This window comes from Vibrio sp. NH-UV-68 (assembly GCF_042940635.1).
Taxonomy (GTDB): Bacteria; Pseudomonadota; Gammaproteobacteria; order Enterobacterales; family Vibrionaceae; genus Vibrio; species Vibrio pacinii.
Genome location: NZ_CP134975.1, coordinates 3,065,213 through 3,088,352, shown reverse-complemented (window position 1 = coordinate 3,088,352; position 23,140 = coordinate 3,065,213). Strand labels below are relative to the sequence as shown.

General features: G+C 45.7%; 23 protein-coding genes. 19 read left to right on the top strand and 4 right to left on the bottom strand.

Translation table 11 applies throughout. From position 1 onward, the window contains the following. Positions 1-9: 9 nt before the first annotated feature. Positions 10-435, bottom strand: a complete 426-nt coding sequence (gene uspA / locus ViNHUV68_RS14190; protein ID WP_038175567.1) for a universal stress protein UspA — start codon at positions 433-435, stop codon at positions 10-12. Between the two features lie 156 nt (positions 436-591). Here uspA and ftnA point away from each other — a divergent pair, with 156 nt between their 5' ends. The 4 genes from ftnA (at position 592) to ViNHUV68_RS14170 (ending at position 3,727) form a co-directional block, all read left to right on the top strand. Further along, positions 592-1,119 carry a non-heme ferritin gene (ftnA, locus tag ViNHUV68_RS14185; RefSeq protein ID WP_038175568.1) on the top strand — a complete coding sequence of 176 codons (528 nt, stop codon included), beginning with the start codon at positions 592-594 and terminating at the stop codon, positions 1,117-1,119. 74 nt (positions 1,120-1,193) lie between these two features. Next, positions 1,194-1,517, top strand: a complete 324-nt coding sequence (uspB, locus tag ViNHUV68_RS14180) for a universal stress protein UspB (protein WP_038175569.1) — start codon at positions 1,194-1,196, stop codon at positions 1,515-1,517. 105 nt (positions 1,518-1,622) lie between these two features. Beyond that, complete coding sequence (locus ViNHUV68_RS14175) at positions 1,623-2,816, top strand: NAD(P)/FAD-dependent oxidoreductase (RefSeq protein ID WP_038175570.1); 1,194 nt, start codon at positions 1,623-1,625, stop codon at positions 2,814-2,816. An 86-nt stretch (positions 2,817-2,902) separates the two neighbouring features. Continuing rightward, complete coding sequence (locus ViNHUV68_RS14170) at positions 2,903-3,727, top strand: HDOD domain-containing protein (protein ID WP_391088670.1); 825 nt, start codon at positions 2,903-2,905, stop codon at positions 3,725-3,727. Positions 3,728-3,752: 25 nt separating this feature from the next. Here ViNHUV68_RS14170 and ViNHUV68_RS14165 read toward each other — a convergent pair whose 3' ends face one another. Beyond that, the gene (locus ViNHUV68_RS14165; RefSeq protein ID WP_391088669.1) at positions 3,753-4,658 is read right to left on the bottom strand and encodes an EamA family transporter; all 906 of its coding nucleotides are present in this window, start codon (positions 4,656-4,658) and stop codon (positions 3,753-3,755) included. Between the two features lie 167 nt (positions 4,659-4,825). Here ViNHUV68_RS14165 and rmuC point away from each other — a divergent pair, with 167 nt between their 5' ends. The 7 genes from rmuC to tatC all read left to right on the top strand — a co-directional run bounded on the left by rmuC (position 4,826) and on the right by tatC (position 11,012). Continuing rightward, positions 4,826-6,376, top strand: coding sequence for a DNA recombination protein RmuC (gene rmuC, locus ViNHUV68_RS14160; protein ID WP_391088668.1), 1,551 nt, complete (start codon positions 4,826-4,828; stop codon positions 6,374-6,376). 55 nt (positions 6,377-6,431) lie between these two features. Further along, entirely contained in the window at positions 6,432-7,214 is a 783-nt protein-coding gene (gene ubiE, locus ViNHUV68_RS14155) for a bifunctional demethylmenaquinone methyltransferase/2-methoxy-6-polyprenyl-1,4-benzoquinol methylase UbiE (protein ID WP_038175574.1), read from the top strand. Between the two features lie 11 nt (positions 7,215-7,225). Next, the gene (locus ViNHUV68_RS14150; protein WP_391088667.1) at positions 7,226-7,831 is read left to right on the top strand and encodes an SCP2 sterol-binding domain-containing protein; all 606 of its coding nucleotides are present in this window, start codon (positions 7,226-7,228) and stop codon (positions 7,829-7,831) included. Next, positions 7,828-9,462 (top strand): ubiquinone biosynthesis regulatory protein kinase UbiB, encoded by a 1,635-nt coding sequence (gene ubiB / locus ViNHUV68_RS14145; protein WP_038175576.1) that lies wholly within the window; start codon positions 7,828-7,830, stop codon positions 9,460-9,462. The genes ViNHUV68_RS14150 and ubiB overlap by 4 nt, the downstream gene beginning before the upstream one ends. Positions 9,463-9,512: 50 nt before the next feature. Further along, positions 9,513-9,767 carry a Sec-independent protein translocase subunit TatA gene (tatA, locus tag ViNHUV68_RS14140; RefSeq protein WP_391088665.1) on the top strand — a complete coding sequence of 85 codons (255 nt, stop codon included), beginning with the start codon at positions 9,513-9,515 and terminating at the stop codon, positions 9,765-9,767. A 3-nt stretch (positions 9,768-9,770) separates the two neighbouring features. Next, complete coding sequence (tatB, locus tag ViNHUV68_RS14135; protein WP_038175578.1) at positions 9,771-10,202, top strand: Sec-independent protein translocase protein TatB; 432 nt, start codon at positions 9,771-9,773, stop codon at positions 10,200-10,202. A 63-nt stretch (positions 10,203-10,265) separates the two neighbouring features. Further along, positions 10,266-11,012 (top strand): twin-arginine translocase subunit TatC, encoded by a 747-nt coding sequence (tatC, locus tag ViNHUV68_RS14130; protein WP_391088663.1) that lies wholly within the window; start codon positions 10,266-10,268, stop codon positions 11,010-11,012. Between the two features lie 63 nt (positions 11,013-11,075). Here the strand turns inward: tatC and ViNHUV68_RS14125 are convergent, their stop codons facing one another. After that, entirely contained in the window at positions 11,076-11,837 is a 762-nt protein-coding gene (locus ViNHUV68_RS14125) for a TatD family hydrolase (protein WP_391088661.1), read from the bottom strand. A gap of 149 nt (positions 11,838-11,986) precedes the next feature. Here ViNHUV68_RS14125 and hemB point away from each other — a divergent pair, with 149 nt between their 5' ends. The 3 genes from hemB to polA all read left to right on the top strand — a co-directional run bounded on the left by hemB (position 11,987) and on the right by polA (position 16,953). Next, a complete protein-coding gene (gene hemB / locus ViNHUV68_RS14120) occupies positions 11,987-13,036 on the top strand; it encodes a porphobilinogen synthase (RefSeq protein WP_038175625.1) in 1,050 nt (349 codons plus the stop codon). A gap of 66 nt (positions 13,037-13,102) precedes the next feature. After that, a complete protein-coding gene (locus ViNHUV68_RS14115; RefSeq protein WP_038175582.1) occupies positions 13,103-13,537 on the top strand; it encodes a GNAT family N-acetyltransferase in 435 nt (144 codons plus the stop codon). 620 nt (positions 13,538-14,157) lie between these two features. Next, positions 14,158-16,953: a DNA polymerase I gene (polA, locus tag ViNHUV68_RS14110; protein ID WP_038175583.1), complete on the top strand. Its 2,796-nt coding sequence runs from the start codon at positions 14,158-14,160 to the stop codon at positions 16,951-16,953. 741 nt (positions 16,954-17,694) lie between these two features. Here polA and yihA read toward each other — a convergent pair. Beyond that, positions 17,695-18,387 carry a ribosome biogenesis GTP-binding protein YihA/YsxC gene (yihA, locus tag ViNHUV68_RS14105; protein WP_391088659.1) on the bottom strand — a complete coding sequence of 231 codons (693 nt, stop codon included), beginning with the start codon at positions 18,385-18,387 and terminating at the stop codon, positions 17,695-17,697. Positions 18,388-18,535: 148 nt separating this feature from the next. Between yihA and ViNHUV68_RS14100 the strand changes: the two genes are divergently transcribed. The 5 genes from ViNHUV68_RS14100 to hemN all read left to right on the top strand — a co-directional run bounded on the left by ViNHUV68_RS14100 (position 18,536) and on the right by hemN (position 23,127). Further along, positions 18,536-19,153: a cytochrome c gene (locus tag ViNHUV68_RS14100; RefSeq protein WP_038175585.1), complete on the top strand. Its 618-nt coding sequence runs from the start codon at positions 18,536-18,538 to the stop codon at positions 19,151-19,153. Positions 19,154-19,866: 713 nt separating this feature from the next. Beyond that, a complete protein-coding gene (locus ViNHUV68_RS14095; RefSeq protein ID WP_038175586.1) occupies positions 19,867-20,505 on the top strand; it encodes a class I SAM-dependent methyltransferase in 639 nt (212 codons plus the stop codon). Then, positions 20,505-21,065, top strand: coding sequence for a Der GTPase-activating protein YihI (gene yihI, locus ViNHUV68_RS14090; RefSeq protein ID WP_391088657.1), 561 nt, complete (start codon positions 20,505-20,507; stop codon positions 21,063-21,065). Before ViNHUV68_RS14095 ends, yihI begins: the two co-directional genes overlap by 1 nt. A 9-nt stretch (positions 21,066-21,074) precedes the next feature. After that, positions 21,075-21,563 (top strand): DUF2489 domain-containing protein, encoded by a 489-nt coding sequence (locus ViNHUV68_RS14085; protein WP_038175588.1) that lies wholly within the window; start codon positions 21,075-21,077, stop codon positions 21,561-21,563. A gap of 175 nt (positions 21,564-21,738) precedes the next feature. Then, entirely contained in the window at positions 21,739-23,127 is a 1,389-nt protein-coding gene (hemN, locus tag ViNHUV68_RS14080) for an oxygen-independent coproporphyrinogen III oxidase (RefSeq protein WP_391088654.1), read from the top strand. The last annotated feature ends 13 nt before the right edge of the window (positions 23,128-23,140 follow it).

Below are 23,140 nucleotides of genomic sequence, written 5' to 3'. Positions count from 1 at the left end.
CCTATTGAATCAGTCTTTCAGTGGTACAACCAACATATCAACCGGCGAGCAGTTAATGAGCTGGCGAGTTGATGACAGCAGCTTGCTCCAAAAATCTTGGTGGTGGCCACAAATCACTAAATCAATATTAAATTCACTGATGGTATCGCACAGCTCATTGCTAAGATCGCCACTGCCGACCAAGGTATGCTTGATTGGGAAATCAGCGTGTTCAGCCAGTACTTGCAGCTGCTTTTGCGATGCTTCTATGGCCTGGTGCTGCGTCTCAGCAAGATTAATATCAATCAGCCCGGTATAAAGCTCGGCATAGTTGACGTCGATATGAACGAACGATACTGCCGCGTTGAGTGGCTTGGCCAAGGCCACGGCCTTTTCGACCAGTAACTTGCTGTCTTCTGAAAGATCGATGGCGACCAAAATATGTTGATAACTCATAGTGCTATCTCCTTGTAAGGGTACTGAGTAAAGATTAGCACCTTGGCGTAACATTTTTTGCCAAAGTGATCTCAGATCCACATTTGACATACAAAGTGTTATGGTGGTGAAAATAATATAGTCAATTTAACTTCATAGACTTAGTAGGAGTGGTACATGCTTTCTCAAGCAATGGTCGAACAATTGAATGAGCAAATTAATCTCGAATTTTTCTCATCCAATCTATACTTACAAATGAGTGCTTGGTGTGAAGACAAAGGATTCGAAGGTGCAGCTGAATTTTTACGTGCACATGCCGTAGAAGAGATGGGGCACATGCAGCGTCTGTTTACTTATGTGAGTGAGACAGGCGCAATGCCAATCTTAGGATCAATTGATGCACCAAAGCATGAATTTAACAGTCTGGGTGATGTATTCCGTGAAACCTTTGAGCATGAGCAGATGATTACAGAGAAGATCAACAAGCTTGCGCACTTAGCCTTTACATCACAAGACTATTCAACCTTCAACTTCTTACAGTGGTATGTTGCAGAGCAGCACGAGGAAGAGAAGTTATTTAAAGGGATCTTAGATAAGTTGGATCTTGTAGGCGAAGACGGTAAAGCACTGTTCTTTATCGACAAAGATCTAGCGGCTTTAGCAAAAGAAGGTTCATCTTCGATCATGGATGCCCCTGCTGAATAGTATTCGGCGTAAGACCCTCTAATAGATAGATCGTCTTTTTCTCAGGGCATTTTAGAAGATGTAGGGAGGAAAAGATGATCAATGCTGACACAATTCTATTCGCACTAATGATGGTGACCTTAGTCAATATGGCTCGCTATCTTACTGCACTGCGCTCTCTGATTTACATTATGCGAGAAGCTCACCCCTTACTCTATCAACAGGTTGATGGTAATGGCTTTTTTACTACCCACGGCAACGTGACCAAGCAATTCCGCTTGTACCATTACTTGAAGAGCAAAGAGTATCACCACCATCATGATGAAGTATTCACGGGTAAGTGCGATCGGGTGCGAGAGCTATTTATCTTATCAACCTCTCTGTTGGTTGTGACACTGTTGGCGGCGTTTATTCTTTAATTGCTGAATTGGCAATCAGATTAAATACCGCTAGAATGAGGCTTCGAATTGCAAAGGATGTGCGTATGCACATCCTTTTTTATTGGTTTTTATGAGTAGTGGTTCATGACAGAAAAGTTTGACGTTGTCATTATTGGTGCAGGTGCAGCAGGTTTAATGTGTGCGGCAGAGGCAGGCAAACGTGGTCGCAAGACCTTAGTGTTGGATCACGCTAAAAAGCCAGGACGAAAAATCCTGATTGCGGGTGGGGGGCGATGTAACTTCACCAACTATGAGGTGTCGGCCAACCACTATTTATGTCAAAACCGACACTTTGTGAAATCGGCGCTGTCTCAATACACTAACTGGGATTTTATCTCTTTGGTGAGTAAGCATGGCATTGAATTTGAAGAGCGCGATCATGGCCAGTTATTTTGTGTTGGCGATTACACGTCGAAAGATATCGTAAAAATGCTGCTGGCAGAGTGCGATCTAGCAACCGTTACCCAGCGTTACCAACAAGATGTGCAACAGATCGAGAAGACAGCATCGGGTTTTGTGTTGCGTGCCAATGGCAGTGTGATTGAGTGTCAATCGTTGGTCATTGCTACCGGTGGATTGTCGATGCCGAAGTTGGGCGCTACGCCATTTGGTTATAAAGTGGCCGAGCAGTTTGGGTTAAGTGTGTTACCAACCAGCGCAGGATTGGTTCCTTTCACTTTACATAAAGAAGACAAACAAGCTTTAGCCGAGCTGTCAGGGATAGCGGTGCCTGCCGAAATCACCGCGCAAGATGGCACCGTGTTTAAAGAAGCCTTGTTGTTCACTCACCGTGGCTTGTCTGGCCCATCAGTGCTGCAGATCTCGTCATTCTGGCGCGCTGGGCAAAAGGTGACGGTCAACCTAGTTCCAGAGGTTGATGTTGATGAGTTGCTCGAGCGTTCATTGGCCAAACACCCTAATCAGAGTTTGAAAAATACCCTCGCGAAAGTGTTACCTAAGCGTCTAGTAGAAGTATTGATTGAATTAAAGTTGCTTGAAGATAAGCCACTTAAGCAATTGAGCAGCAAACAACTCAGCGAAGTGACAGCTCAACTCGAACAGTGGCAAATAACACCCAATGGCACCGAAGGATATCGCACCGCGGAAGTGACGTTGGGCGGCGTAGATACGAATCATCTCTCATCAAAGACTATGGAATGTAAGCAAGTAGCAGGTTTGTATTTTATTGGTGAAGTGATGGATGTGACTGGCTGGTTGGGCGGCTATAACTTTCAGTGGTGTTGGAGTTCTGCTTACGCTGCAGGTCAATGGGTATAATTTCCCCGCGGTTTTAAATAATAGTTTACTCATTGCGACTACACTTACTCTATAAAAAGGTGAAGGGCATCTAAGGAGTGAACTCTATGAGTCAACAAGCACTGATCTCTCGGATTAATGAGCTACCGCGTATTGAAAGTGTTCTGCAAGAGCTATTGGAGATGGTCAATCGTGACACCATCGATTTTAGCGAATTGGCACATAAAATGGCTATGGATCAGGTGTTACTGGCACGTGTGCTAAGAATGGCCAACTCAGCCCAGTTTGGTGGTGTTAAGGGCATTTCTAACATTAATGACGCTATCGTCCGGATCGGTATTGGTGCCATTCGCAACCTCATCTCCTCATCGATTCTTGCGTCGAGTTTTCCCAAGATTGACACCATCAATATTAAAGATTACTGGGCCGCGACGTTTGAGATTTCCACCATTGCGAGTACCGTGGCGAAAGACATTAAACTTGACCCAAACGAGGCGTTTACTACCGGTATCTTACACAATATTGGTGAGTTGATGATTCACACTTTAGAGCCTGAAAAAGCTGTGGAGATCAACCGGCGTACCGCCGCAGGAAAAAATGCCGCTCAGGTGCAAAAAGAACTTTTGGGGGTTGATGCACAAGAGCTTGGTGCTGTATTAGCGGAAAGCTGGAAATTTCCTACTCAACTGGTCGATGCGATTGCCAATGTTAATCACCCGAGCAAAGCGGTAGAGTCGAAGCGTTTGGCGTGTTTACTCTATCTTGCGCGTGATGCCCATTACTGTTGGGACAACCTGTTTGAAGCGCGAGATAAACAGCGTTATCTCGCTAACAGCAAAGCGGCGCAAGCCTTACACGTATCACCAGAGTTGGCGAGTAAAATTGATGCGGTGCGAGGTCAAGGCAGTGAATTGGCCTATCAACTGTTCTAGGCTAATCTCCTCGCTTAACAACATGCTATGCCGACTGCTTGCTGAGATTTTTTTTCTTGAACTTGATCTGTTGGATCACTAATCCGGTCACGATTAGCAACAAACCGATGAGTGTGGTCGGATGGATATGCTCACCGATAATGGTTGCAAGTAGCATCAAAGAGATAAAAGGCGAGGCAAAGATCAGGTTGCTGATGCGTGCGGTATTTTGCGTCAGCTTCAAAGCGCTGAGCCACAGCACAAACGTCACCCCCATTTCAAATAGTCCCACATAGGTCACGGCAAGCCAGCCTTGAGTGCTGATGTGGCTAAAGCTATTACCTTCATAGAGTGCTAGGCCGATCGCGCAAGGGACAGCAACCAAGAAGCCGAGTAACACACCAACCACAGGATCCGCTTTGTTTTTAGCATTAAGAATCCAATATCCGGCCCAAAGTAGCGTCGACAATAGCGCTAAACCGACCCCGAGTGGGCTGTCAAAGTTTAACCCCAGCACATCGCCTTTGGTTGCAATGACAATCACGCCAAAGTAACTCAATGTGCAGGCAAGCCAATCTTGTTTACGAATCTTCTGACCGAGAAACACCGCTGCCATTAGGGTCAGCGTAATGGCCCAACTGTAGTTGATGGCTTGGGCCTGAGAGGCAGGCAACAGGTCGTAAGCTTTAAACAGAATAATGTAATAGGCGAGTGGGTTAATCAGGCCGAGTAATAGGTAGTAAAACGGATTAGACATAAACGTAGTTGGCAGTTGTTTCAGCTTGCCTTGGATGGCACAAATGACCAGCAGCGCGATCGACGACACTATACTCGCGACCGTCAACATCTGAATCGGCGAGAATTCTGCCAATGTTAGTTTGAAGGCAGTGGCTACCGTTGACCAGAGTAATACGGCCGATAAAGCGAATCCTAAAGCGCGGCGCTCGTTCATGGTGTTCCTTATGCTTGTTGCTAACTTTGCCAAATACGTCAGTCAGTTGAGTGGGTCAGTATAAAGCGCCTAGTCTAGCTGCTTGATATCTAGCCGACAAACTGGACATTTATCCAGTGCTAAAATACCATTGAATGTATCTTAGTTTGAATAGTTAAATCATTATTATGCAGTGGATTCTTGAGCATCAAAGCCTACTCACTAGCGGGGTAGTCAGTGCATTGGTTAGCGGTTTGGCCGTTGGCTGGTGGGTCAAACAGAAAATGCGTTTTGATAATCAGCTTCTGGAGCAACAACTCTCCTCCAATCAGCAGTTCGCCACTAGCCAAATTACGCAGTTGGAAAAAGAGCTACGTCAAGCACAGCAAGAGCTCGATCAATTAGATAGTGAACGAGATAAAGCCGCCTACGAGCTCAAACAATCCCATGGCAAGTTGATGGCGGTCTTAGAGAAGCTGCGTTACTTTGAAGCGGTCAAGCAAGAGCGCCAACAGTATGCTGATGATCTCAATCAGGTGCGTGAACAAAAGTCTCAGCTCGAGGCGCAACTGCGTGAGCAAGAGGCGCGTCACGAGCAGAAAAACAGTGCTAATCAAGAAAAACTCCAGTTGCTTGAGCAGGCGGAAGAGCGACTGAAACAGCAATTTGAACAACTGGCCAATCAACTGTTTGAAGCGAAAACCGCTAAAGTGGATCAACAGAACCGCCAGAGTCTCGATGGTCTGTTATCGCCATTGCGTCAGCAGATCGAAGGTTTCAAAAAGCAGGTCAACGACAGTTTTAATCAAGAGGCGAAAGAGCGCCACACCTTAGTTCACGAGCTGAAAAACCTGCAACGCCTCAATGAACAGATGACCAAAGAAGCGCTTAACTTAACTCAAGCCTTGAAAGGCGATAACAAACAGCAAGGTAATTGGGGCGAGGTTGTGCTCGCGCGCGTGTTGGCCGAATCGGGGCTGCGCGAAGGTCACGAATATCAAACCCAAGTGAGTTTGCAAAATGAAGCGGGAAAGCGTTATCAACCGGATGTAATTGTGCATTTACCGCAAGATAAGCAAGTGGTGATTGATTCGAAAATGGCCTTGGTCGCTTTTGAACGCTACTTTAATGCCGAAACCGATGTTGAGCGAGACAAGGCGCTAAGTGATCACTTACTTGCGCTTCGTGCTCATATCAAAGGATTATCTCAAAAGGATTATCATCAGCTCAAAGGTATTCAGAGCTTAGATTATGTCTTGATGTTTATTCCGGTCGAGCCCGCATTTCAAGTCGCGATTCAAGCAGATCCAAGTTTAGTTAAAGATGCGATGGAGCAAAATATTATTTTAGTCAGCCCGACCACCTTGCTGGTGGCACTACGCACTATTGATAATTTGTGGCGCAATGATCGACAAAATCTAAATGCTAAAATCATCGCTGAACGTGCCAGCAAGCTGTATGACAAACTGCGGTTATTTGTCGATGATATGGAAAGCTTGGGTGGAGCACTCGACAGAGCGAATCAAAATTACCAAGGGGCAATGAACAAGCTAGCCACGGGGCGGGGTAATGTGATTCGCCAAGCGGAAAGTTTTAAACAGCTAGGGGTTGAGGTCAAAAAACCGATTTCAAGTGATTTGACTCAGTTGGCTCAGCAGGACCATTTCACAGAAAAGTCGTTGCCAGAGAAAAATGACTCTTTCGCCCAAAGACATCCGGATGAGGATAAAGTAAACTAATCGCCCGCAGTGCGAGGCCTTCATAATACAACGCACTGCTTGAAGAGGAATCATCATGACGGATACAAGCGTGCAATCGAATACAGCTTTAGAATCAAATGAAACCACGCATTTTGGTTTCACCACCGTAGCGAAAGAAGAGAAAGTGGCTAAGGTCGCTCAGGTATTCCACTCTGTGGCAGCCAAATACGACATCATGAATGATTTGATGTCGGGTGGTATTCATCGCCTATGGAAGCGTTTTACCATCGACTGCAGTGGTGTTCGTCCTGGTCAGCGAGTGTTAGACCTCGGTGGTGGTACTGGCGATCTAACGGCTAAATTCTCACGCATTGTCGGCGAGAAAGGTCATGTCGTGTTGGCGGATATTAACAATTCGATGCTCAATGTTGGTCGTGACAAGCTACGTGATAGCGGTATTGTTGGTAATGTTCACTACGTTCAAGCGAATGCCGAAGAGCTGCCGTTCCCTGATGACTATTTTGATGCTATCACCATCAGCTTCTGTCTACGTAACGTGACCGATAAAGATAAAGCGTTGCGCTCAATGTATCGAGTACTTAAGCCCGGTGGGCGTTTATTGGTGTTGGAGTTTTCCAAACCAGTCTTAGAGCCGCTGTCAAAAATCTACGATACCTACTCGTTCCATCTACTGCCTAAAATGGGTGAGCTGGTGGCCAACGATGGTGAAAGTTACCGTTATTTGGCCGAATCTATTCGCATGCACCCTAACCAAGAAACCTTGAAAGGCATGATGGATCAAGCTGGCTTTGAGCAAACTAGCTACTACAACTTAACTGGTGGCATTGTTGCGCTGCACCGTGGTTACAAATTCTAAGGTAGGGTGTTATGCCATTTGAACCGCTTGTCACTGCTGTGATTGAAACTACGCTGAATACATTAATTAACGATGACCCTGAATTGGGTCGTCGTCTTGCTCGTCTAAAAGGTCAGGTGATTCAAGTCCATCTTAAGGAAGTGAATAAAACGCTGACCTTCATCTTTAGTCAGCAGATTGATGTGTTAGCCCACTATGAAGGTCAGCCCGATTGCTACCTGTCACTCAATCTCTCTGTCTTACTTGAACTGCGCGACCAATCCAATATCACTAAATTGATCAAACAAGACAAGTTGGTGTTGGAAGGGGATATTCAGTTGGCGCAGAAGTTCTCGCAGTTGATGACGGACTGTAAGCCTGATATCGAAGAGTGGCTATCAAGAGTGACTGGCGATGTGGTGGCACATACGGTTGTGCAAGGGGTGACTAACCTTGGTCATTTGGTTAAAGCGCAGGCCAGTAAGCACCAGCATCATCTGGCCCAAGTCTTTACCGAAGAGTGGAGAATCGCTCCGCCACCACTTGAGGTCGCGCATTTTTGCGATCAAGTGGATGAGGTTAAAAGCCAGGCGGCGCGTATTGAAGCTAAGCTCAATCAACTACTGGAGCGTGCATGACCCTTTCCGAGCTGCGTCGCCTCTATCATATTGTTCGCGTCCAATTAGAGTATGGTTTGGATGAGTTGCTACCGACTCATCAACTGACCAAAGCGCCAATATTAGTCAGAAAAAGCCTGTTCTGGATTAAAAATAAGCATGCTGACAAGCCGCTTGGTGAACGCTTACGTCTTGCGTTGCAAGAGCTAGGGCCGGTGTGGATTAAATTTGGTCAGATGATGTCGACAAGGCGCGATCTGTTCCCACCGCACATCGCGGATCCACTGGCTTTATTGCAAGACCAGGTCTCGCCCTTTGATGGTCAGTTGGCCAAACAACAAATTGAGCAAGCGCTTGGTGGCCCGCTGGAAACCTGGTTCGATGATTTTGCCATAGAGCCGCTTGCGTCAGCATCAATCGCTCAGGTTCATACTGCCACGCTGAAGTCGACTAACCAAGAAGTGGTATTAAAGGTCATCAGGCCGGATATTCGTCCAGTCATTGATGCAGATCTAAAACTGATGTATCGCATGGCGCGTATAGTCGCCAAAGCAACGCCTGAAACACGCCGTTTAAAACCGGTTGAAGTGGTTCGTGAGTACGAGAAAACTTTGCTCGATGAACTTGATTTAAGACGAGAAGCGGCCAACGCGATTCAACTTAGACGCAACTTTGAAGGCAGTGAAGAACTGTATGTTCCAGAGATTATTACTGACTTTAGTAATAAAAATGTCATGGTTTCTGAGCGAATATACGGCATCCAGGTGTCTGACATCGAAGGACTGGTCGCTAACGGTACCAACATGAAATTACTTGCGGAACGTGGCGTGAGTGTGTTTTTCACCCAAGTCTTTCGTGATAGCTTTTTTCATGCTGACATGCATCCGGGTAATGTTTTTGTTGAGCCGAAGCACCCTGAAAATCCACGTTGGATTGGTTTGGACTGCGGTATCGTTGGTACGTTAAACAGTGAAGATAAGCGTTATTTAGCGGAAAACTTCTTAGCCTTTTTTAATCGCGATTACCGCCGCGTCGCTGAGTTGCATGTAGAGTCCGGTTGGGTTCCACGTGAAACCAATGTCGATGAGTTTGAGTTTGCGATTCGCATCGTGTGTGAGCCTATTTTCGCTAAACCCCTGTGCGAAATTTCGTTTGGCCATGTGTTGTTGAATCTATTTAACACCGCGCGTCGCTTTAATATGGAAGTGCAGCCTCAGTTGGTATTGCTGCAAAAAACCTTACTTTATGTCGAAGGTTTAGGTCGCCAGCTCTACCCACAACTTGATTTATGGGAAACCGCGAAGCCTTTCTTGGAAGAGTGGATGATGAATCAGGTTGGTCCTAAAGCGGTGATCAATGCGGTAAAAGACCGCGCGCCATTTTGGGCAGAGAAACTGCCAGAACTACCAGAGCTACTGTATGATAGCTTACGCCAAGGTAAAATGATGAATCAACGCATTGATCAGCTTTACCAAGGTTATCGCTCAACAAAGCGACAACAGGCGACCGGAAAATTTTTATTTGGTGTTGGAGCCACATTAGTCGTATGCTCGGCAATATTGGTTAACAGCCCCTATGAGCAACTTTCATTGGCCAGTGCCTTTGGTGGTGTCACATTTTGGTTGCTTAGTTGGCGAGCTTACCGTCAATAGACGCTAAACTCTTGAAATGAATTTGTTTAATAAGACCCGAGGTAAAAAGAATGGGTGGTATTAGTATTTGGCAACTTTTGATTATTGCTGTGATTGTCGTGCTTCTTTTTGGTACTAAAAAACTGCGCGGTATTGGTGGCGATCTTGGTGGTGCAGTCAAAGGTTTTAAGAAAGCCATGAGCGAAGACGACACGGCTAAGAAAGACGCTGACTTCGAGCAAAAAGATCTCGATCAGCAAAAGAGTGTAGGGCAGCAGAAAACCGAGTCGACTGCTGACACTAAGAAAGACAAAGAGCAGGCATAACCGGTGTTTGATATCGGTTTTTGGGAACTGGTATTAATATCTGTCGTTGGGCTTGTAGTGCTTGGTCCTGAGCGTTTACCTCATGCCATTCGCAGTGTTTCCAAGTTTATTGGTGCGGCGAAAAACATGGCCAATAGCGTGAAAGACGAACTGTCACATGAGTTGAAAGTTCAAGAGCTACAAGACAACTTGCGTAAAGCTGAGAAAATGGGCATGGAAGATTTATCACCTGAACTGAAATCTTCCGTCGAACAGCTCAAACAAGCAGCGCAAGACGTTCAACGCCCGTATGCGAGCAAAAGCGACTCAACCAGTAAGCGTGTTGAGACTGACAGCGAGCTAGCAGATAGCGCTGACAGTGCTGATGACTCCAAGCAACCGACTGAACAACTTGATGTTCAGCCGTTGTCACAGGCAGATAAAAAAGCCGAATAGTCTCGCATTAGGAGGAGCTGCTAACCAGTAGCTCCTTTTCGATCTTTTACCGTAGAGGTTTCCATGTCTTCTGTTGAGCAGACACAACCTTTGATCAGCCATTTACTTGAGCTAAGAAATCGCTTACTGCGTGCTATTGTCGCAGTGTTAGTGGTGTTCTTGGGGCTGATCTATTTTGCCAATGACATCTATGAGTTTGTTTCGGCGCCTTTAGTCGACAGGCTACCTGAGGGGGCGACAATGATCGCCACCGATGTCGCATCGCCTTTCTTTACGCCGTTAAAATTGACGCTGATCGCGTCTATTTTTGTTGCGGTGCCGTTTATCTTGTATCAAGTGTGGGCTTTTGTTGCACCCGGTTTATACAAACATGAACGTCGTTTAGTCATGCCACTGCTGTTCTCGAGTTCACTGCTCTTTTACTGCGGTGTGGCGTTTGCGTATTTTGTCGTATTCCCGTTGGTGTTTGGCTTCTTCACGGCAATTTCACTTGGCGGGGTCGAGTTTGCCACTGATATCTCAAGTTATCTCGACTTTGTTCTGGCGCTGTTCTTGGCGTTCGGGATTGCGTTTGAAGTGCCAGTCGCGATCATCTTATTGTGTTGGACAGGCGCGACTGATCCGAAAAGCTTAAGTGAGAAGCGCCCGTATATTGTGGTGGCCGCGTTTGTCGTCGGCATGATGCTGACTCCGCCCGATATGATTTCGCAGACCTTACTGGCGATTCCGATGTGTTTACTGTTCGAAGTCGGCCTGTTCTTTGCCCGTTTTTATGTGCGCAAAGAAACGGATGAACAAGAAGAAACGTAATTGATGCGATAGATAGTGTTAAAAGGCTTGCCAGTGGGCAGGCCTTTTTTTGATCATTTAAGCTTATAGTTTAAACAACCGCTTGGCGTTTTCGGTTGTGATGCTATCTACCTTTTGCAGGCTGATATCACGTAGAGTTGCCACTCGTTCGGCAACCAAATGAGTGTAAGCGGGCTCATTGCGCTTACCTCGGTGTGGAACTGGGGCCAAGTAAGGGCAATCTGTTTCGAGAATCACATAATCCATATCAAGCTCAGGGATTACTTTATCCATACCACCGTTTTTAAACGTAGAAACGCCACCAAGCCCAAGGTGGAACCCTAAGCCGTTGATCGCATGTGCCTCTTCAAGGCTACCGCCGAAGCAGTGAAACACGCCTGACAGTGTCCCATCTTGTTCTTTACTCAGTAGAGTTAAGGTCTCTTGTATTGAGTCTCTGGTATGAATCACCACTGGCAGTTGCATCTCTTTGGCCCAATTGAGTTGGGTGATAAATGCCATCTCTTGCTCGGCTTTAAAGGTTTTGTCCCAGTAGAGATCAATGCCAATTTCACCAACGGCAATAAAGTGATGTTTGGCAAACCAAGAGTGAATGATATCGAGCGTCTGTTTGACGTTGCCATCGACATAACAGGGGTGTAAACCCATCATCGAACGACAGATATTTGGGTACTTGGCCTGCGTAGCTAGCATGGGCTCAATCGACTCTAAGTCGATGTTGGGCAGCAGAATTTTATCAATGCCTTGAGCTAATGCGCGAGCAACAACGTCATCACGGTCATTATCAAATTCGCTGGCATAGATATGAGCATGGCTATCAATCATGGTAAATCTCTTGGTTGATGAGAGGTCGTCAGTATACGGCAGTGTGAGCTTTGGGTCATTTTTTGCATTTTTCTGCTTTGTCGCTAGCGTCACTTGTAAGGAGTGATATTATGCAGGCAAAAGCACTTGCACCAGACAAGGAGAATAGAGTGTCAGTATCGATTCAAGGTCAGTTTCCTGGCCGTCGTATGCGCCGTTTGCGTAAACATGACTTTAGCCGCCGTTTGATGGCTGAGAACCAATTGTCTGTTAATGATCTCATCTACCCAATGTTTATTTTGATGGGCAAGGATCGCCGTGAAAGCATCGAATCAATGCCGGGTATCGAGCGTCTATCGATCGACTTGATGTTAGAAGAAGCGCAGTATCTCGCGCAACTGGGTGTACCAGCCATTGCTCTCTTCCCTGTCGTAAACCAAGATGCGAAAAGCTTATGCGCTGCTGAAGCTTATAACCCGGAAGGTTTAGTTCAGCGTGCCGTTCGTTCTCTGAAAGAGCATGTACCACAAATTGGTGTGATTACTGACGTTGCGCTTGACCCGTTCACCACGCATGGCCAAGACGGCATCATTGATGAAGACGGCTACGTGTTGAACGACGAAACCACCAAGGTATTGGTTAAACAGGCGCTGTCTCATGCTGAAGCGGGTGCTGATGTGGTTGCGCCATCGGATATGATGGACGGTCGTATCGGTGCGATTCGTCAAGCACTAGAGAATGCTGGTCATATTAATACTCAGATCATGGCTTACTCAGCGAAATACGCGTCATGCTACTACGGTCCTTTCCGTGATGCGGTTGGCAGTGCTAGCAACCTTAAAGGTGGCAACAAGAAAAATTACCAGATGGATCCTGCCAATAGTGATGAAGCGATTCATGAAGTCGCGATGGACATCAACGAAGGTGCAGATATGGTGATGGTTAAGCCGGGCATGCCGTATTTAGATGTTGTACGCCGAGTGAAATCTGAGCTCGAAGTACCGACGTTTGCTTACCAAGTTTCTGGTGAGTATGCGATGCATAAAGCGGCCTTTGCTAATGGCTGGCTTAGTGAGCGTGATACTGTGATGGAATCACTATTGTGCTTTAAGCGCGCTGGTGCCGACGGTATTTTGACCTACTTTGCGAAAGATGTCGCTGAGTGGCTAGCACAAGAGAACGCGCAAGCCGCCACGTTTTTGCAAGTCGATCACGACTAACATCGCGAGTTAACCGACATTCCAAAGGCTGACGATTGTCAGCCTTTATTCGTTTTAGGAGTAGGCATGAGCATAACCTATCGCCAAGGCACTCTGTCTGAGTGTGTGCAAGTTGTCGAACAGATCGATGAGTTTCGACGTAAAGAGACCATTGAAACGCTATCGATACGATTGCAACAAAAACGCCATTTGATTCAAGTTGCCGAGCAAGCTGGTCAGATCTTGGGTTTCAAAATTGGCTATCAACTCGATAGTAAGACTTTTTATAGTTGGTTCGGTGGCGTTTCGCCGATGGCGAGGAATAAAGGCGTTGCCCAATCCTTACTTGAATTTCAACAGCAATGGGTCGAGCAGCAGGGTTATCAGCAACTCAAAGTGAAGTCGAGCAATCAGTTTCCAGCAATGTTGAGGCTGCTGCTGCGCAACGGTTATTTGATTGAACATTTTGAGCATAAGCAGCCTTTGAGTGACAGCCGAATTCATTTTATTAAGTCATTTTAAACAGTCTTAAAAATTAAATGAGACTTTTTCTCATTTAATGCTTGAACAATTAAATGAGAATGGTTATTATTTATCTCGTCTTAGGGAATGAGAGAAGTTCACAAAGACGTCGAATTACCCAATTCATTATTGAGCTTGGTAATGACACGGCACTTTACGGACTTACCCCAGTTCTTTTTGACACGACATTGCTCACATTGCTTCCAGTGTAATTTATAGCTTTATGGTAAAGCACCTCACTATGTATTTGCTTTAACCCTTTTTGCTAGGCGACATCTTTCGATGTCGCTTTTTTTATGTCTGCGATTTGGTAATGAACAAAAGGACACCAATAGTCTTTTCCACAATCCAAGATCAAAATAAGATCGATCTTAACGGGATCGATCTTGTAATTTATTGCTTTATTTCAGTGGCTTATGTTTTGATTTTATTGCTTTGTACCCATTTTTATATCCTGTGGATAAATAGTATGAACAGAGTTATCCACAATGGGTGGCGTTGATCGAGAGCAGAATCAACCAACAAGAGAGCTAACGGTGACAGAGTTAAAATGGATTCACTGACGCAGTCATGGCATTCTAGGCAGATCTTTTTGCATTTTCTTTGGATACGTAAAGACTATGGCTCATATCCCTGATAATCCGTTAATACTCATCGACGGTTCTTCTTACCTTTACCGCGCTTTTCATGCTTATCCTGGCACCATGAGTAATGGTGATATACCGACCAACGCTGTTTACGGTGTGGTTAATATGCTGCGCAGTATGATGCGTCAATTTGCGTCGGATCGTATGGCCGTGGTGTTTGATGCCAAAGGTAAAACTTTCCGTGATGATATGTATCCGGAATATAAAGCCAATCGTCCGCCGATGCCGGATGATCTACGTTGCCAAATCGAGCCTTTACATAATGTTATCCGTGCCATGGGGCTTCCCTTGATTTGTGTTCCAGGCGTTGAAGCGGATGATGTGATCGGTACTTTAGCCCATCAAGCATCTCAAAATGGTGTCCCTGTGCTGATCAGTACTGGCGATAAAGATATGGCCCAGTTGGTGGATGAGAACGTTACTTTGATCAACACCATGACGAATGTTGTGCTTGATCGTGAAGGGGTGATTGAGAAGTTTGGTATTCCTCCCGAATTGATCATCGATTATCTAGCCTTGATGGGCGATAAAGTCGATAACATTCCGGGGGTTCCGGGTGTCGGCGATAAAACCGCGACGGCTTTGTTACAGGGCATTGGCAGCCTAGAGAAAATTTATCAAAATCTCGATGATATTGCTGCGCTTGGTTTCCGTGGTTCCAAGACCATGGCAAAAAAACTCATCGACAATAAAGACAATGCGATGCTCTCGTATGAGCTAGCGACCATCAAATTGGATGTTGAGCTAGAGCAAGACTACGACGCGTTGCTCAAGAGCGTGCCGAACAAAGACGAGCTGGTTAAATTGTACGGTGAGTTGGTATTCAAGTCATGGCTCAACGAGCTACTTGAAGGTGGCACGGGTGTGGTCGAAGCCGACGAAAAGTCAGGCGCAATGCGTAACTCGGGGTCAGTGACAAACGCGCCTGAGCTCAATGTCTCAGCAGTCAACATCGATCGTAGCCAATACCAAACGATTTTAGATCAAGAGACGTTCAATATTTGGCTCGATAAGCTTAAAGCGGCGGATGTGTTTGCCTTCGATACCGAGACCGATAGCCTCAACTACATGGTGGCTAATCTCGTCGGGGTCTCGTTTGCGGTCGAAGAGGGGGTGGCAGCGTATGTACCTGTGGCGCACGACTACCTAGATGCCCCGCAACAGCTTGACCGTGATTGGGTTCTAGCACAACTCAAGCCGATCTTAGAAGATGACTCGCAAGCCAAAGTAGGACAAAACCTCAAATATGATGCAAGCGTATTGGCTCGATACGACATTGAATTGAAAGGTATCAAATACGACACCATGTTGGCTTCGTATGTTTACAACAGTGTTGGCGGTAAACATGACATGGACAGCTTAGCACTGCGCTTTTTGCAACATAGCTGTATTTCTTTCGAGCAAATCGCAGGCAAAGGCAAAAAGCAGCTCACCTTCAATCAAATTGAACTCGACCAAGCTGCGCCTTATGCGGCCGAAGATGCAGATGTGACGCTACGTTTGCACAAGCGCTTAATGGAAAACATCGACCAGGACGAAAAACTCAAAGCGGTTTATGAGCAAATCGAAGTCCCTTTAGTGCCTGTGCTTTCACGTATTGAACGTACTGGTGTATTGATTGATGATATGAAGCTGGCCACGCAATCACAAGAGATAGCTCAGCGTCTTGACCAGCTTGAACAAAAGGCTTACGAGGTTGCCGAGCAAGAGTTCAATATGAACTCTCCCAAGCAACTGCAAGCGATTTTGTTTGAGAAAATGGGACTTCCCGTGGTGAAGAAGACGCCATCAGGTACGCCATCGACCAACGAAGAGGTGTTGCAAGAGTTAGCACTTGATTACCCACTACCAAAGCTGATTTTAGAATATCGTGGTTTAGCCAAGCTAAAGTCGACCTATACCGACAAATTGCCGAAGATGATTAACCCTGAAACTGGGCGTGTTCACACCTCATATCATCAAGCGGTTACAGCGACTGGGCGTCTTTCATCGACCGATCCAAACTTGCAAAATATTCCAATTCGTAATGAAGAGGGGCGCCGCATTCGCCAAGCATTCATTGCACCGCATGGTTATAAGATCATGGCCGTCGACTATTCGCAAATTGAACTGCGCATTATGGCCCACTTATCGGGCGATAAGGCACTGTTGGAAGCGTTTCAACAAGGTAAAGATATTCATACCGCCACCGCCGCTGAGATCATCGGTGTTGATATTGAACAGGTCACCAGCGAACAGCGTCGTCGTGCTAAAGCGGTTAACTTTGGTTTGATTTATGGCATGAGTGCGTTCGGTCTGGCCAAACAGTTGGGCATTCCACGCGGTGAAGCGCAGCACTATATCGATACCTATTTTGAACGTTATCCTGGTGTTATGCACTATATGGAAGACACGCGCAGCGCAGCATCGGAACAAGGTTACGTTGAAACCATTTTTGGTCGCCGTTTACACCTACCAGAAATTAAGTCACGTAATGGCATGCGTCGCAAAGCGGCTGAGCGCGCGGCGATTAACGCTCCCATGCAGGGAACGGCAGCGGATATCATTAAAAAGGCGATGTTGCTGGTTGCTGACTGGATTGAGCAACATGGCGATGGTCGAGTGAAGTTACTGATGCAGGTACACGATGAGCTGGTTTTTGAAGTTAAAGAGTCAGCTTTGGCCGAAATTGAAAGTAAAGTACAACAATTGATGGAGTCTGCCGCCCAACTAAACGTTCCATTGGTGGCTGAGTCAGGCCACGGTGACAACTGGGATCAGGCTCACTAGACATAAAAGTCGCAAAAACAACGCAATAACATGAGCCAGTGCACAAACACTGGCTTTTTTTACACCTAAAAGAAGTTACGCACCTGCTGGTTGATATGTAGTTTAACAAAACTATCATGAAAAAAAGTTACAAAAGTGGTTTTCATTTCTGACCAATTGTTGTACATTATTCGACGTAGGGTACAGAGGTAAGATGTTCTATCTTTCAGACCTTTTGTTTCACGTTATTGGATTAGGCTGATTCAGCCGCCCCAGTCAGCTTTTGACTGGGGCGTTTTTTATTGGGCCAAAGAAAACTTTTCATACTACTTTTCACCGCGATTTCCCTCTTTTAACGCCACGTTATCCAACGCTTATTTACTTTTCTAATGTCGACTCCTGGTCAGTGTGAATGTGTAATTTTGCAAAACTTTGTAACTTTATACCAATCACACTTTGGTTATTTTGATTCGAAAATCAAAGTGGCTCAATCGGCAAGAAAAGTCGTAAATAATAAATAAAGATAAATTTATCAGTGGGTTAGTCTATAAATAATGAAGAGGTTGTCGTGAGGGTGGCTTAGTCTAGGTGATTGATTTACATCGCGAGATGCATAATGCTTAGCAGATAATAACTAATAACGATTATTTCTCTCCCATTGCCCCGCCAGGATGGTGGGGCTCTTTATTTCTTCAACAATAAAAATGAGCAACAAAAAAAGCCCCACCAAAATTGGCAGGGCTAAGATTCTATTGCATAGCGTTATTGTTGTTCGTCGCTATCTACATCCACTGACTCTGTTTCATCCACTAACTCTGCTTCGATGACATCATCAGTCATTTGCGCAGCAATCGCGGGTGCAAACCAAGTATCAAGCTTATTGCGTAACACATCAACGCCGATGCCTTTAAGTGATGAGAATGGGGCAACGTTGACATCGCCACCAAAGCCGATGGCCTCTTGCTGAATTTTTAGCACCTGTGCTTTACGTGCGCCGCTTTTCAACTTATCTGCTTTCGTTAATAGCACCTGGACTGGAATACCGCTGTCGACTGCCCAGAAAATCAGTTGTTGGTCGAGGTCTTTCATTGGGTGACGGATATCCATCAATACCACTAAGCCCTTTAAACTCTGGCGCTTTTGTAAATACTCACCGAGAGATTTTTGCCATTTCTTTTTCATCTCGAGCGGGACCTGCGCAAAGCCATAGCCCGGCAAATCAACAATATGGCAACCTTCAGTCACTTTAAATAAGTTGATTAATTGAGTACGACCAGGGGTTTTACTGGTTTTAGCTAAGTTGCGCTGATTGGTCAGGCGATTTAGAGAGCTTGACTTACCGGCGTTGGAGCGCCCTGCAAACGCAACTTCGATACCTTCATCTTCAGGCAAATGACGAATATCAGGTGCGCTGGTGATGAAATGCGTGTTTTGATAATGAATTTTTACGCTCACTGTTAACTCCATCTCGACTTTGTGTAGTCGATTGATTACTTTTTTGTGAAATTGTGTAAAATAACCGTGCTCGGCATAAGGTCGCCTATTGTACCATGAGTGTTAACGCAGAGTGGTACCGGAAGCTTGATAATTATAATGGAATGTCATGAAGAAATTAGCGCTAATCTTGAGTCTTTTAGCCAGCTGCTCTGTGTGGGCCCAAGGCAGCATCGAAGCTGGTAAAGCAAAATCCCAAACGTGTGTTGCCTGCCACGGTGCTGATGGCAACAGTCAACTCGCTATGTACCCTAAACTTGCAGGTCAGCATGCTAAGTACCTAGAAAAGCAGCTCAAAGATCTCAAGCTAGGTATGACTAGCAATGGTAAGCAAGGTCGTTACGATCCTGTGATGAGTGGTATGGCTATGCCACTGTCTGAGCAAGATATGCAAGACCTTGCGGCTTATTACGCTTCTTTGCCAATTTCTAGCAACTCAACGCCAGAAAATGTTGTCAAAAAAGGTAAGGCCCTCTACACAGCCGGTGATGCAGAGCGTGGTTTAGCCGCATGTATCGCTTGTCATGGTCCTCGTGGTAATGGTACTGAGCTTTCAGGTTTTCCTAAAATCTCTGGCCAACACGCCGACTACATCAAGGCTCAGCTTGAAAAATTCCGCGATGGAAATCGTGACAACGATATGAACGCGATGATGCGTGATATCGCTAAGAAGCTGACTGATGAAGATATCGATACTCTTTCTAAATACGTTGGTGGCCTACACTAAGCCCTACTTATTCGTTCGAGCACAAAGTTGTACTGAAAAAGCCCAAACTTAGGTTTGGGCTTTTTCATGCGTGCTCGCTCACAGTTAGAGGGTCCTCGCGGTGAGCAATCTAGCGATTGTACTTGTAAGAGATCGTCCATACTTGTTGCTTGATACGACGCGCTTCGATTGATAAATGATTGAAAAATAAAGGTCTAAAATTCGGCTGAAAAAAAATAGCGGTTTTTTGCTATTCGTGGATTGCATCAAGTTGGTAACGCGATAAAGTGAAGTTATCGGCAGGGCGCTGATAGAGGAATTCAGACTAGGACGTCTCCAAGGATTGCGAGTCACGGAGATTCGATAGCATTAAAGGATTAAGAGTCAGCAGGAAGCTGTCTCGATACGGATGGTCAACTCGTCTAATGGTTCAGACAGGTAACGGATCAGGCTAAGGGATAGCCCAGGTATCAGGAAGTAAAAGGAAAGCCAAAATTCACCAGGATGGTGGCAAACAACACCTTTTGGCAGGGAAAGCACAAAAAACAAATGGAATATTGGTGCACACAAGTCTGTGCAACACAGTTTTGCCAATCGGCATTTAGGAAGCGATAGAGATACTCTATCGCTTTTTTTATTGCTATTTTTTAATAATCGCTGATTATTTGCGCAATAGTGCTCCACTCTGACCTGACTTTCTGGTATGTTTCGCATCCCTGTTTGAGGATGTATTCATGCACAATTGTCCCCTTTGTCAAAGCTTGGACACAGAGCACTATTTTGCAGATAAGCGTCGTGCCTATCTTCAATGTCAGCAATGTGCTTTGGTGTTTGTCAATCCAGAGCAACGTCTTGATGCAAAGCAAGAGAAAGCACACTACGATTTGCATGAGAATGATCCAAATGACGCTGGGTATCGAGGCTTTTTATCACGAGTTGCCGACCCGATATTAACGCGCATTGAGCCACATTCTCACGGGTTAGATTTTGGTTGTGGTCCTGGTCCAACATTATCGTTAATGTTGCAAGAGCAGGGACACACCATGAGTTTGTACGATATCTACTATCACTCAGATACTGAGGTATTGCAGAAAACGTATGACTTTATGACTGCCACCGAAGTCATCGAGCACTTATATGAGCCCAACAAAGTGTGGCAGCAATGGTTGAATTTAGTTAAGCCAGGAGGCTGGATTGGTCTAATGACCAAGATGGTTAAGGATGTAGAAGCGTTTGCGGCATGGCATTATAAGAATGATCCCACCCACGTGGTGTTCTTTAGCCGAGCAACGTTTCACTTTCTGGCAGAGCGGGATCAGCTCGAGCTTGAATTTATTGGTAATGATGTAATTTTACTGAGGAAAGCCCAGTAATGAGCCGTAGTAAAAAAGCAAGATCAGGCGGTAATGGCGACGTAGTCGTAGTACGTAACCGCTCGCAATCCGACGTTGAAGGTCGTTTGCGTAAAAAAGATAAAAAGCGCAAAGGTTTAAAAACGGGTAACCGTCACTCTGACGCACAAAATGAACAGCAGAACTCTGCAGGTCAAAAACGTGACCCACGTTTGGGCAGCAAGAAAAAAATTCCACTGATTGTTGAAGCGGCGAAGAAACCAACTAAGGTTGAGCGTCGTATAAGTGCAGAGAAAGAGCTGGAAATATTGGAAAACGATGCACAGCTCAATGTATTGCTTGATCGTTTAGACAATGGTGACAAGCTCGGTATGGGTCTGCAAAAGTACGTTGACGAGAAGCTTGCTCGTATCGAAGTATTGATGAGACAACTTGGTATTTACCAAGAAGAATCACAAGACGAGGTTGAACCAGAAGTCGTCGTGCCTGCTGCGGCAAAGAAACCGAGCAAAAAAGCCGACTCTGATGAAGCATTATTGTCTCAGTTCGAGAGTTTAGACCTGAATCAATTTAAAGGGTAAAAGAGCACTATGAATGTAACCTTATTAGCCATTGCTGGCGGAGCGATTATTCTCGGTCTGGCCGTTTATGCGGGTTACCTTCTGCTCCAGCTTAAGAAGCAAAAGGATTTGCAGTTGCAGCACCACAAGCTTGCCATTGAGAAGCGTAATGCCAATATCTTTGAAAGCGTGAGTGTTCTTTGCTTAGCCGGTATCCAAGAGCAGTGTGACCTGTCGGAAATCAGTATTCGTGTTTATAACATCATGGACTATGTTCAGGGTGAAGACCGTGTCGATTTCGACCAAGAGTTTCCAGCGACTTCAGAGCTGTTCCATATCGTTAAAGATATGCCACGCGGCGAAGAAAGGCAGCAACTTGACAAGCAACAGCGCATGAAGCACAACCTTGAGCGCCACAAAGCAGAAGCGCGTCTTCAACAAGACATTATTGAAGAACTTAAGCGCCTGCAGAAAAAGATTCAGCCACTGAACAATCAGATCAACATCCAAATGATCTAAGCGTGTCTCGATCACTCACTCTAAAAGGGTAGTGATCGAGTTATCACTTCTGAGTATTGCTTGTTAAAAAGCAGACTGCCCACCTTCGCGTTCGCATCAGGTGTGGCAAAATAGCCTGCTAATGACATGGCGCCTTGCGCCCAATAAGCACCATAGCCCAAACGGAAATACCAACATGTCGCAGCCTGTCGTCGCAAGCCAGCAAATCGTCTGGGATCAAGCCATCCTAGATAAGTACAACTATTCAGGTCCTCGTTATACCTCATATCCGACTGCCTTAGAGTTTCACGAGGCGTTTACGGTAGCGGACTATGACATGGCATGTGCTCAGTATCCGGACAGGCCACTGTCGTTGTATATTCACATCCCTTTCTGCCACCAGCTTTGCTACTACTGTGGTTGTAATAAGGTGATCACTCGTCACGCCCATAAAGCGGATGAGTATTTAGATGCGCTTGAACTTGAGATCCGCACTCGCGCGGCTTTGATACAACAACGCACAGTCACTCAGCTTCATTTCGGTGGCGGTACGCCCACATTCCTCAGTAAAACGCAGATTAGCCGCTTGATGGCCATTTTACGTGGTGAATTCTACTTTGAGGCCGATGCGGAGATCAGCATTGAAGTCGATCCACGTGAGATTGAACTCGATGTCCTTGACCATTTGCGTAGTGAAGGCTTCAACCGCTTGAGCATTGGTGTCCAAGACTTCAACAAAGAAGTGCAGAAGCTCGTCAACCGAGAGCAAGATGAAGCGTTCATTTTTGCCATGGTTGAGCGAGCGAATCAGCTCGGTTTCCGCTCGACTAACCTAGATCTTATCTACGGTTTACCTAAGCAAACCAAGCAGTCATTTGCGAAGACACTAGAACAAGTACTCGAGATGCAGCCAGGTCGTCTATCGATCTTTAACTACGCTCATATGCCGCAACTGTTTGCAGCGCAGCGTAAGATTAAAGATGAGGATCTCCCTGCGGCTGATGAAAAAATGGCGATTCTTCAAGATACCATTGCCACTTTGACCAATGATGGTTACCAATTTATTGGTATGGACCACTTTGCTAAGCCGGATGATGAACTCGCGGTTGCTCAGCGTCAGGGTGTTTTGCATCGAAACTTCCAAGGCTATACCACCCAAGGTGAGGCGGATTTGGTCGGTTTCGGCGTGTCGGCCATCTCTATGGTGGGTGATGCTTATGCGCAGAACCAGAAAGAGCTGAAAAAGTACTACGCGCAAGTCAGCGATCAGCGCCACGCATTATGGAAAGGGGTGGCTCTAGATAGTGATGACTTACTTCGTCGTGAAGTGATTAAACAGCTAATTTGTAACTTTAAGCTCGACAAAACGGCGATCGAATCTGAGTTTGGCGTTAACTTTAATGCTTACTTTAAGCAAGATCTCGAGTTGCTGCAGACCTTTATCAATGACCAATTGGTTGAGGTTGACGATAACGAAATTCGCGTGACTTTGCGTGGACGCTTGTTGATTCGCAACATCTGTATGTGTTTTGATAAGTATCTAAGAGCGAAGGCGAGACAGCAGCAGTTCTCTCGCGTTATCTAAATCTTCTGCGTAT